Origin of the sequence: Arthrobacter sp. ov407, from assembly GCF_900102895.1 — a bacterium.
Lineage (GTDB): Bacteria > Actinomycetota > Actinomycetes > Actinomycetales > Micrococcaceae > Arthrobacter.
Genome location: NZ_FNGD01000001.1, coordinates 333,653 through 344,700, shown reverse-complemented (window position 1 = coordinate 344,700; position 11,048 = coordinate 333,653). Strand labels below are relative to the sequence as shown.

Below are 11,048 nucleotides of genomic sequence, written 5' to 3'. Positions count from 1 at the left end.
GATGCCTCCGGAGCTCTCACCGCTTGCCTTCGTGGCTGGTCTCTTGCTTGTCTATTTGTCTTTGGCCATCTGCATCGCGGTGGTTTTCAAGTCCAGGGAGGTGGCCCTGTCCCGCCGTAGGCCCGACGCTGAAGTCCACTCTTCGAACCTGACCAGACTCACTGAACAGGCTGTTCACACCCTGAACAAAGGAGTCCGAGGCCATCGTTCGGTGCTATTCAGCCGGGAGAAGCTCGAAAACGCCGGGTTGAAGAAGCAACCCGGCGACTACCTGCTCATGGCGGGGTCGATAGCCTTCGTTGTCGCAGTGATGGGGTTTATCCTTGGCGGGCCCTTCTTCGCCGTCCTCATGCTGGTGTTGGCCCCCGTTGCATTGGTCGTATTCCTCAACGTCTTGGTATCGCGACGCCGGAAGAAATTCGACGAACAAGTTCCGGACACACTGCAGATGCTCGCCGGCGGCCTACGAGCCGGTCACAGTCTGCTCCGGTCGGTGGACGCCGCCGCAGAGGAGTCTGAAGATCCCATGGCCGAGGAGCTGACCCGGGTCGTGAACGAGACAAGAATTGGGCGGGACCTGGGGGAATCGTTGAACGACGTTGCCCGCCGTACCGAAAACGACGACTTCGCTTCGATAACCCGGGCCATCGATATCCACCGCGAAGTCGGCGGAGACCTAGCCCACGTCCTTGACAACGTCGGCGAGACCATACGTGACCGAAACCAGATCCGTGGGCAGATCAGGGCGCTAAGCGCGGAGGGTCGAATGTCGGCCATGGTGCTTATTTCGCTTCCTATCGTCATGTTCATTGGGCTGACGCTCTTCAACCCCATGTACTCCCGGGTGTTCCTGACCACGATCCCGGGCTATCTGATGATCCTCACGGCAGTGGTCTTGTTGGCCGTCGGCGGCTTTTGGCTCAGCCGGCTTATCAAACCGAAGTTCTGAGAGAAAGGGAGAGAACCGTGCAAACCATCGCATACGTCGCCATCCTGGCTGTTATCGCCCCGCTCTCGATCATGACCTGGCTGGCCTTCACGGGCGATCGGGCAGGCACCCGAAGCATCCAGGCAAATCTCGGCCGTCGTCCGCAAGAGAGCGGCTCCATGCTCTCAGCCCATGGCCGACTCGCCGCCCTAAGCACGAAGGTGACTCCCAAGGGCTACGTGGCATGGCTGGACAAGCAGGTCGCTGGGGCCGGCCGGCCCAAGGACTGGCCGTTGGGCCGCGTCATCATGGTCAAGCCTTTGCTCGGGGTCGCTGGAGCCGTGATGGGAATCTTCCTCCTTGTGGGTTCCCCTTCGACTCTCAACGTCCTTCTGATGCTGGGCATTACGGCGCTGGCCTACTTCGTGCCCGACATCCTGCTGCGAAACTACGCCCAGAAACGCCGGGAAAAGATCAAACTCGAACTCCCGGACACCCTGGATCAGATGCTCATTTCCGTCCAGGCCGGGCTGGGTTTTGAGACGGCCATGGCGCGGGCTGGCCAGAACGGCAAGGGGCCACTCGCCGACGAGCTGATCAGGACTCTCCAGGACATCCAGGTGGGGCGCTCCCGCAAAGACGCTTACCTCGCGATGGCTCAGCGAGTGGACGTTGCGGATCTCCGGTCCTTTGTTCGGGCTGTCGTTCAGGCGGATACCTACGGCATTGCCATTGCCAATGTCCTGGATTCCCAGGCGAAAGGCATGCGCGTCAAGCGGCGGCAGCGGGCGGAAGAGCATGCCATGAAAATGCCCGTCAAGATGCTTTTCCCGCTCATCATGTCTATCCTTCCGGCGCTCTTCGTCGTGGTCCTGGGCCCGACTGTGATGAGCATCATGGATGTTTTCGCGAACAAATAGCCTGGCGCCGCCGACAGGCGGCCACAAAGACCGGACCCCCTCGGACCCCAGAGCCGAGGGGGTCCTCCTGTGTGTCCGGGCAAACGCGTATGCCCCAGCGCAGTATGGGCGCAGGGAATGTACAGGAATCGTGCAGTTTGGGAAGCCTTGGCACAGGATGCGTCAAAGGCGAATCACGGGCGTGTCGGCGGTTGCTAAGTTCCTCTCAGTGCTGGTGCAGGGCCAGCCGCCCAACTCGCTCAGGAGTCCTCAATGCGTTCCATCCTCTCCGCTTTCGCAAACCGTCTTCGCCGCGACCAGCGCGGCGCCACCGCCGTCGAATACGGCATCATGGTCTCCCTCATCGCCGTTGTGATTATCGTTGCGGTCACGCTGCTCGGCGGCACTTTGAAGGAGACCTTCAACTCGGTTCAGTGCAGCGTCAAGGGCGGCGTCTACACGGCGGCCACGACAGGCACCACTCCCGTAGCCGGCAGCTGCTCGAAGTAACACCCTCGGCTTTCTCCCCGTCGCTGCCTCAGGCCAACCACCCAACACGCTCAGGAGTTCCCATGCGTTCCCTTTGCTCCAACCTCGCATCCCGTCTTCGCCGCGACCAGCGCGGCGCCACGGCCGTCGAATACGGCATCATGGTTTCGCTCATTGCAGTCGTGATCATCGTCGCCGTGACACTCCTCGGCGGGACGTTGAAAGAGACCTTCAACTCGGTCCAGTGCAGCGTCAAGGGCGGCACCTACACGGCCGCTACCACAGGTACCACCCCCACCGACGGCAGCTGCTCCAAGTAGCAAATTCAAATCCACGGGGTTGGGGAGGGCTCCGGCCTTTCCCAACCCTGTCTATTTCAGGAGCGGCTAAAAAGATCCAGGAAGGCGGTGCCCCATGTCCAAAGCATCTGAACGGGGCGCCGTCGCCGTGGAGTTCGCCATCGTGGCCCCGGTCCTCGTGATGCTGCTTCTGGGAATCATGGAGTTCGGCCGCGCCTATAACACCCAGGTCACCCTTTCGAGCGCTGCCCGCGAAGGCGTCCGGGTCATGGCCATCGGCAACAACGCCCCGGCCGCCCGGACCGCAGTCAAGAATGCGGTCACCGGGCTGCAGCCGGCCCTGGCGGACGGGAACATCACCATCACCCCAAGTAGTTGCACGGCAGGCGTCCAGACAACCGTCAAGATCACCTACACGCTGACCACAATGACCGGAATTGCTGGGCCGTTCCCGATGGAAGGCAAAGGAGTCATGCTGTGCGGCGGCTAGGCAGAAGGGCACCATCAGCTCGGGACAGCGAGCGCGGAGCCATTAGCGTCCTCGTGGCGATCCTCATGGTAGCGCTCCTAGGTTTCGCAGCCCTGGCTATCGATGTCGGAATGCTTTACGCCGAGCGAACCCAGCTTCGCAACGGATCCGATGCCGCTGCCATCGCCGTTGCACAAAAGTGCGCCAAGGACGCCAACGACGTCGAATGTTCCAGTGCGTCCGCGCTGGCGCGCAGCCTGACCAGCAGCAATGCCGGCGATGGCTTGAGCAACGTCGCATCACTGTCTCTGGACAAGACGGCCCGCACCGTCACTGTCACCGCCGGATCGCAGGAGGCCGGCAAGGCGCCCAACCAGGTTTCACTGTTCTTCGCCCGCGCCATGGGCATCAACACCACCGAAGTCACGACCGCTTCAACGGTCCAGTGGGGCAGTCCACTCTCCGGTCCGACGGTCTTCCCCGTCACCTTCTCGATCTGCCAGGTCAAGAACCATGTGGACGGCACGCTCCAACTGCTCCAGAACCACGGCAGCAACGCCAACCCGGACTGCCTCTACGGACCATCGGGGGCTGCGGTGGAAGGCGGCTTCGGCTGGCTGCCCAACGATCCGGGCATCTGCGGGGCACTGATCGATCTCGCCGTTGCCGAAGGCGGGAGCGACCCAGGCAACAACGCCCCGGGCTCGTGCCAGGCAACCCTGACCACCTGGGCTGCCGATATCACCGCGGGCCGTGACGTGGTCGTTTTCCTCCCGGTCTTCGACAGGGTGTCGGGCACCGGCGCTGGCGCCGTGTATGGGCTGATCTCGTTTGCGGCTTTCAAGGTCGCCGGCTGGAGCTTCAGCGGTAACAACAGCCTCCCTGACTCGTTCCACAACAAGTCGCCCGACGTCAGTTCTTCGGTGGCATGCGACGGCAACTGCAGGGGCATCATCGGGAGCTTCATCAAGTACGTGTCGCTGGCGAACGGCTTCACCCTTGGGCCCGTGGATGGCAACGGAGCCACGATCGTCAAACTCACGCAATAGCACCCACCGTCGCCTCACCGTCCATCAACCAGTTCAGGAGCAGTTTTTGAAGTCACGCTTATTGGCAGGAATCGCGGCCCTGGTGCTGGCCGTCGTCGGAGCCATCCTGGTGGTCAGTTACGCGCAGGGCGCCGACAGCCGAGCGGTCCAGGGCCTGGCGCCCGTTACCGTCCTGGTGGTCAATAAGGCGGTACCGGCGGGCACTTCGGTCGCCGCTCTGAAAGCTTTCGTTGGCAGCGAGGAGCTGCCCGGAAAAGCCGTCACGAAGTCCGCGCTAACGAATCTGGACGGCCTGGCCGGCAAAGTCACCGCCGTCGAGCTGCTCCCCGGCGAGCAGCTCGTCGCCGAGCGCCTGGTCGCCCCCGAGGAACTGAAGACCAGCGGGTCGGTGGACATCCCCACAGGGCTCCAGGAGGTCTCCTTCCAGCTCGAGCCGCAGCGCGTCGTCGGCGGCCGGCTGGTACCGGGAGATCACGTCGGTATCTTCATTTCCCTCAAGAGCGGGGGTCTGGAAGCCAAACCGGAAAAGGAAACCACCCAGTTGACCATCCACAAGGTTCTGGTGACAGCGGTCCAGCGCGCCCCCGTGGCCACCCCGCCGGCGCAGCCGCCGGCGGACGGCGCCACCGCGCCGGCCGAAGACACCTCGCTCCCCACCGGTTCGCTGCTGCTGACCGTCGCCGTGAACGATGTGGACGCCGCCAAGATCGTCTACGCCTCGGAGTTCACTGAATTCGCCAAGATCTGGCTGAGCAAGGAACCGCTCGACGCCACGGACAGCGGCCGGCCGGGAATCATGACGAAACCAGAGGTGTACAAATGAGCCGCTTTGTCCTGATTTCCCCCAACACGGATTTCGATGCCCGGGTCCGCCAGGCCCTGGCTGGCGGCCTCCCGGGCGGCCTCCAGACCTTCGCGTTCGTCAACCCCGCCAACCCCGCGGAGCTCTTCGCGAGCCTCAACCAGGAGCGGCCCGAGGTCCTGATCCTGGGCCCGGACGTTCCGGTGGAGGATGCCCTGCGCCTGGCGACGGTGTTCGATGTCCAGCTTCCCGAGCTCAGCGTCATCCTGGTCGGCGAGGCAGATCCGAACTTTATCCTGCTGGCCATGCGCGCCGGCATCCGCGACATCCTCAGCCCGGCGGCGGACCCGGCCCAGATTCGGGTGCTGCTGGAGCGGGCCTGCCAGTCGTTCGCCACCCGCAACCGGACTACGGCAGCAAGTCAGCCGGACAGCGCCAAGGGACTGGTGATCGGAGTCTTCTCCCCCAAGGGCGGAGTCGGCAAAACCACGATTGCCACCAACATCGCCATCGGGCTGGGCAAAGTCGCACCCATGGGCGTGGTGATCGTGGACCTGGACCTGCAGTTCGGGGACGTCGCCTCGGGCCTGTACCTGAACCCGGAGCACACAGTCACCGACGCCGTCTCGTCCGCGGCCAGCCAGGATTCCCTCGTGCTCAAGGCCTTCCTCACCGTCCACCCCGGGAGCATCTACGCCCTCTGCGCCCCCAGGACGCCCGAGGAGGCGGACGACATCACACCGCAGCAGGTCACCCGGCTGCTCGAACAACTGGCCGAACAGTTCCAGTACGTCGTCGTCGACACCGCACCCGGACTCCCGGAGGTCGGGCTCGCCGCGCTCGAACAATGCACCGACGCCGTCTGGGTGACCGCCATGGACGTGCCGAGCATCCGCGGGCTGCGCTCCGGCCTCGAAATCCTCCGCCGACTCGATCTGCTGCCCGAGACCCGGCACGTGGTCCTGAACATGGCCGACTCCAAGTCCGGGCTCAGCGTCCAGGACGTCGAAGCGACCATCGGAGCCCCCGTGGACGTCAGCATCCCCCGATCCAAGGCAGTCGCGTTCTCCACCAACCGCGGCATCCCGGTGCTTCAGGACGGACGCAAGGATCCGGCCATCAAGGGACTGAACCAGCTCGTCAACCGGTTCGATCCCGCCTGGCGCGCCACCGCCCAAAAGAAACTCCACCGCCGGGTGGTGGTCTAGATGAAGCTTTCCGAGCGGCTCCGCTCCGCCGAGGGAACACCCGCCGAGACCCCGCAGACCGCGTCCCCGCTGGCCACATTCCCGCTGACCCCGTCCCCCACCGGAGGAAGCGAGGCGACGGCGGCACCGCCGGCCGCCGTCGTGCTCCCGAAAACCAGCCACCCACCCCTGCCGGGCTACCCTGAGCACCAGGAATCCCGTGCCCGGGGCCAGCAGCCTGTCGACGCCTTTGCGGCCCTCAAGGAGCGGGCCGCCACGGCCTTGTTCGAACGGATGGGAACCCGGTTCAACGATTCCGCGACCACGGAAGATGACCTCCGCACCACGGCGCGGGAGGAGCTGACGCGCATCATCGACGCCGAACAGGTCCCCCTGTCCGCCGAAGAGCGCTCCCGGCTGGTCCGCGACGTGGCCGACGACGTCCTGGGCTACGGTCCGTTGCAGCGCCTCCTCGACGATCCCGCCGTCACGGAAATCATGGTCAACCGGATGGACCAGATCTACGTGGAACGGAACGGCAAACTGACCCTGACGGAGTCGCGCTTCAGTTCCGAGGACCACCTCCGCAAGGTGATCGAGCGCATCGTTTCCAAGGTGGGCCGGCGGATCGACGAGTCCTCGCCCCTGGTGGATGCGCGGCTCGAGGACGGGTCCCGCGTCAACGCCGTCATCCCGCCCCTCGCCGTCGGCGGTTCGTCGCTGACCATCCGAAAATTCAGCAAGGTGCCGCTGACCGTCCGGAACCTCATCGAGTTCGGCACGCTGACGCCCGAAATGGCGGAGCTGCTGAACGCCTGTGTGAAGGCCAAGCTCAACATCATCGTCTCCGGCGGCACCGGCACCGGCAAAACGACGCTGCTCAACGTCCTGTCTTCCTTCCTGCCCCACGACGAGCGGATCGTGACGATCGAGGACGCCGTCGAGCTGCAGATCCAGCAAGAACACGTGGTGCGGCTGGAAAGCCGCCCGTCGAACACCGAGGGCAAGGGCGAGGTCACCATCCGTGAACTGCTGCGAAACTCCCTGCGCATGCGGCCGGACCGGATCGTGGTGGGCGAGGTCCGTGGCGGTGAATCACTGGACATGCTCCAGGCCATGAACACCGGCCACGACGGTTCGCTCTCGACCGTGCACTCCAACTCGCCCCGGGATGCCGTGGCCCGTCTGGAGACCCTCGTCCTCATGGCGGGCATGGACCTGCCCCTGCGCGCCATCCGGGAACAGATCGCCTCGGCCGTCAACCTGATCATCCAGATCTCCCGTCTGCGGGACGGCACCCGGCGGATCACCCATGTGACCGAGGTCCAGGGCATGGAGGGAGACATCGTGACGCTCCAGGACGCCTTCGTGTTCGACTATTCCGCCGGCGTCGACGACCATGGCCGCTTCCTCGGCAGACCGGTCCCCACCGGCATCCGCCCGCGCTTTATCGACCGCTTCGAGGACCTGGGTATCTATGTCTCCCCTAGTGTGTTTGCCACGCCGCTGACGCCGGCCGGAAGGGCGTGATCCGTCCGTGACTCTGTTGACCATCGGCGTCGGACTGCTCTTCAGCGCGGTGCTGGTCCTGGGGATCGTTCTGCTCGCCCCGGGCGGGGCGAGTGTCCCGCTGGACCGGCGCAGGCCCGTCAAGGGCCAGCCCGACTCGCAGCTGACGCGGTTCGCCGGCTCGGCCGTCCACCTGGTCGACGGCTTCTTCTCAGGCCGCAAAGTCCGTCTCTTCAACCGCGAGGCCCTGGAACAGGCCGGCCTGCGCCTGGGCCAGGCAGACTTCTACGTCCTGGTGCTGGCCGGGGCTGTTGCGGGCGGCCTGGCCGGGTTCGTCGTCGCGGGGCCGTTGCTGGCGGTCCTGCTGGTACTCCTGGCCCCGGTCGTCGGGCACCTCGTGATCGGTTTCCTGACCGGCAAGCGCCGCAACAAGTTCGACCAGCAGCTCGGCGACACCCTTCAGCTGCTCTCCGGCGGTCTCCGGGCCGGACACAGCATCCTGCGTGCCATTGACGCCGCCGCGGCCGAGTCGCAGAGCCCGACGTCGGAGGAGATGCGCCGCGTGGTCACCGAAACCAGCCTGGGCCGGGACCTCCTGGCCTCCCTCAGCGACACCGCGGACCGGATGCGGAACGAGGACTTCGTCTGGATCGCCCAGGCCATCCAGATCAACCGCGAGGTGGGCGGAAACCTGGCCGAAGTCCTGGACCAGGTCAACGAGACCATCCGCGAGCGCAGCGAGATCAAGGGGCACATCAAATCCCTCGCCGCCGAAGGCAAATTCTCTGCCTACATCCTCATGGCCATGCCGATCGGAATTGTGTTGATGCTGATGCTGGTCAATCCCGGCTACATGAACGTCATGTTCACGCACCCGCTGGGCTGGGGCATGATCATCGCTTCCGTCATCCTCATGACCATTGGCGGTCTGTGGATGCGCAAGATCATCGACCTGAAGTTCTGAGGCGGCCATGGCACCTGCTTTACTCCTGGCCATGTGGCTCGTGGCGTTGCCGCTCGGCTATCTCGTCTGGTCCCTGCTGTCCGTAGACCGGAAGTCGCAGCGCGCCACGCGGGCAATACTCGCGCTGGGAAGGGATCAGGCCGAACTCACCCAGCGCGAACGCAGTGGCCTGCTGGAACGGGCCGGCCGCCGGCTGACGCCAGCAGCCTACGTGCGCAAACTGGACAGGCTCCTGTCCCTCGCCGGGCGCCCCGCTTCGCTGCCGCTGGGACGCGTGCTGGCGGCCAAGCCCCTGCTTGGCCTGCTCGGTGCCCTCCTCGGCTTCTGGATCAGCGTCAACGGTCCGACGCCGATCCTCAAGCTGGTGGGAATTTTTGTGTTCCTGCTGGGCTACTTCATCCCCGACCTGCTGCTGTACAGCAAAGGGCAGGAACGCCAGAAGGCCATGCAGCTGGAACTGGCCAACACGCTGGACCAGATGCTCATCTCCGTGGAGGCGGGCCTGGGCTTCGAAGGCGCCATGGCCCGGGCCGGCGAGAACGGCAAGGGCCCCCTTGCAGAGGAGCTCGTCCGGACGCTGCAGGACATGCAGGTGGGCCGGAGCCGCCGCGAGTCTTACCAGGCGCTCTCGCAACGGACCAACATCCCGGAACTGCGCAGCTTTGTCCAGGCCGTCGTGCAGGCGGACACCTACGGCATCGCCATCAGCCGGGTGCTCCGGATCCAAGCCAAGGTCATGCGGGTCAAGCGCCGCCAGCGGGCCGAGGAAAAGGCCATGAAACTGCCCGTCACCATCCTGTTCCCGCTGCTGTTCTTCATCTTCCCTGTGCTGTTCATCGCCATCCTTGGCCCGGCCGTCATCAACGCCATTGACACGTTCAGCGGCCAGTGACAGCCGCCGTCACAGCCGAGGCCATGGCTGGCAATAGCACGCGTGTTTGGTTCCCCTGCGGAAAGCCTCAGGGTTTCCGCAAGATAGACCGGGCTGCAAGGCATCGCCCGTATCAGCAAGTAGCGTGATCACATGTCCCTTCCAAGCGCTTGCCCCGACGACGGAGACGCGAGCATTGCCCTCGCTCCCACAGACTCGCTCGAATTGCCGGTGCCTGCCCTCACGGCGTCCAGTGCGCCGGTGGACTTTGCGGCGGTGCCCCCGCTGGTGGACCCTGCCGCACTTCAGGACCTGGGTGCCCAGCTCGACAGTCCGGCCGTGGCAAAGGGATTTGCGAGGGATTACACCCGGATGTGGGACCAGCGCTACCGATCGCTAGCTTCAGCCCTCGAACGCGGTGATCTCGCGGGCTCGATGGACGCGGTGCTGAGCCTGAAGACGTCCTCGGCCATGGTCGGCGGCCTGCGCCTAGCCCAGCTCGCCGGCGAACTGGAGCGTGCCCTCAGGGCCGGCGACATGGGCCACGCCCTGGCGCTCCTGCGTGACGTTGCCGAGCGCGGCGGGGAAACCGTTGACGAGCTCCAGTTCAGCTATGTCCTGCGGGAAAGCTAGGCTCGCCGGACCCGTTGGGACTTCCAATTGAGCCGGGCGCCGGACACCGGCCCTGCAGGGGGCTACCGCGCCGGCGAAAGCCGGTAGCCCACGCCACGGACGGTCTGCAGCCAGCGCGGATGCACCGGGTCCTCGCCGAGTTTCCTCCTGAGGTTTCCGATATGCACCTCGACGGCGCGTTCGTCGGATTCGCTGATATAGGCGTCCGCCCGGTAGTAATCACCACGGACCACCCGCACCAGTTCGGTCTTGGACCGCACGGCGCCGGCGCCTTTGAGGAGGGCCTGCAGCAAGTCGAATTCGCTGCGGGTCAGGCTGATCGCCACCCCGTCGACACTCACGGACCGGGTCTCGGGGTTCAGGTCCAGGCCGTTGTGGTGCAGCACCGGGCTCTGGGACGTTGCCAGCGCGGCGGCAGCCTCATGACCGGATACCTGCGTGGTCTGGATGTCCTGCCGGGGCCGGCGCATCATGGCGCCTACGCGGGCGCGCAACTCGCGGGGCCGGAAAGGCTTGGCCAGGAAATCATCAGCTCCGGTATGAAACGCCGTCAGCGTATCAAGTTCGTCGGTACGCGCCGTCAGCATGACCACGTAGGCGTCGCTGAATTGCCGGATGCGGCGCAGCACCTCGAAACCGTCGATATCGGGAAGTCCGACATCCAGGGTGACCACGCTCGCCTCCCGCGCCCTGACGACGTCGACCCCTTCACGCCCGCCAGCCGCCGAATGAACTTCGAAACCTGCCTGGCTCAATACGGCTTCGACAAGGTTCCGGACATCTTCGTCGTCTTCTACTACGACTGCGACTCCCAGGTCGGTCATGGCCCCCCTCATGTGTCACGCTGCGCTGCCGTTCGCGGATGCGGCGGCAACAATGATCTCGCCGGCCCCCGCCGGTATTGTCAGAATACCCACCCTACGGGGCAAATTCCCGGCTGTTCGGTAAT

Annotated in this window: 13 protein-coding genes; 12 read left to right on the top strand and 1 reads right to left on the bottom strand. The window is 64.9% G+C overall.

The genetic code is table 11. The features are described from left to right. The first annotated feature begins 1 nt into the window (after nt 1). From BLS42_RS01665 to BLS42_RS01610, 12 genes are all read left to right on the top strand, one after another. Nucleotides 2-949 (top strand): type II secretion system F family protein, encoded by a 948-nt coding sequence (locus BLS42_RS01665; protein ID WP_090575378.1) that lies wholly within the window; start codon nt 2-4, stop codon nt 947-949. 17 nt (nt 950-966) lie between these two features. After that, a complete protein-coding gene (locus tag BLS42_RS01660; RefSeq protein ID WP_090575375.1) occupies nt 967-1,848 on the top strand; it encodes a type II secretion system F family protein in 882 nt (293 codons plus the stop codon). Between the two features lie 252 nt (nt 1,849-2,100). Next, a complete protein-coding gene (locus tag BLS42_RS01655; RefSeq protein WP_090575372.1) occupies nt 2,101-2,337 on the top strand; it encodes a Flp family type IVb pilin in 237 nt (78 codons plus the stop codon). A 62-nt stretch (nt 2,338-2,399) separates the two neighbouring features. After that, a complete protein-coding gene (locus tag BLS42_RS01650; RefSeq protein WP_090575366.1) occupies nt 2,400-2,636 on the top strand; it encodes a Flp family type IVb pilin in 237 nt (78 codons plus the stop codon). Nucleotides 2,637-2,730: 94 nt separating this feature from the next. After that, nucleotides 2,731-3,105, top strand: coding sequence for a TadE/TadG family type IV pilus assembly protein (locus BLS42_RS01645; RefSeq protein WP_090575363.1), 375 nt, complete (start codon nt 2,731-2,733; stop codon nt 3,103-3,105). Further along, nucleotides 3,093-4,133, top strand: coding sequence for a pilus assembly protein TadG-related protein (locus tag BLS42_RS01640; RefSeq protein WP_090575360.1), 1,041 nt, complete (start codon nt 3,093-3,095; stop codon nt 4,131-4,133). Before BLS42_RS01645 ends, BLS42_RS01640 begins: the two co-directional genes overlap by 13 nt. Before the next feature lie 46 nt (nt 4,134-4,179). Further along, nucleotides 4,180-4,956, top strand: coding sequence for a Flp pilus assembly protein CpaB (locus BLS42_RS01635; RefSeq protein WP_256336171.1), 777 nt, complete (start codon nt 4,180-4,182; stop codon nt 4,954-4,956). After that, nucleotides 4,953-6,143, top strand: coding sequence for a CpaE/TadZ family protein (locus tag BLS42_RS01630; protein ID WP_090575354.1), 1,191 nt, complete (start codon nt 4,953-4,955; stop codon nt 6,141-6,143). Before BLS42_RS01635 ends, BLS42_RS01630 begins: the two co-directional genes overlap by 4 nt. Then, a complete protein-coding gene (locus BLS42_RS01625) occupies nt 6,144-7,652 on the top strand; it encodes a TadA family conjugal transfer-associated ATPase (protein ID WP_090575351.1) in 1,509 nt (502 codons plus the stop codon). It begins immediately after the preceding gene. Nucleotides 7,653-7,659: 7 nt separating this feature from the next. Then, nucleotides 7,660-8,595 (top strand): type II secretion system F family protein, encoded by a 936-nt coding sequence (locus BLS42_RS01620; RefSeq protein ID WP_090575348.1) that lies wholly within the window; start codon nt 7,660-7,662, stop codon nt 8,593-8,595. A gap of 7 nt (nt 8,596-8,602) precedes the next feature. Next, entirely contained in the window at nt 8,603-9,487 is an 885-nt protein-coding gene (locus BLS42_RS01615) for a type II secretion system F family protein (protein ID WP_090575345.1), read from the top strand. A gap of 132 nt (nt 9,488-9,619) precedes the next feature. Beyond that, nucleotides 9,620-10,099 carry an Hpt domain-containing protein gene (locus BLS42_RS01610; RefSeq protein ID WP_256336170.1) on the top strand — a complete coding sequence of 160 codons (480 nt, stop codon included), beginning with the start codon at nt 9,620-9,622 and terminating at the stop codon, nt 10,097-10,099. A 62-nt stretch (nt 10,100-10,161) separates the two neighbouring features. On the opposite strand, the gene BLS42_RS01605 is transcribed toward BLS42_RS01610, so the two are convergent. Then, complete coding sequence (locus BLS42_RS01605) at nt 10,162-10,923, bottom strand: response regulator transcription factor (protein WP_090575342.1); 762 nt, start codon at nt 10,921-10,923, stop codon at nt 10,162-10,164. Between the last annotated feature and the right edge of the window lie 125 nt (nt 10,924-11,048).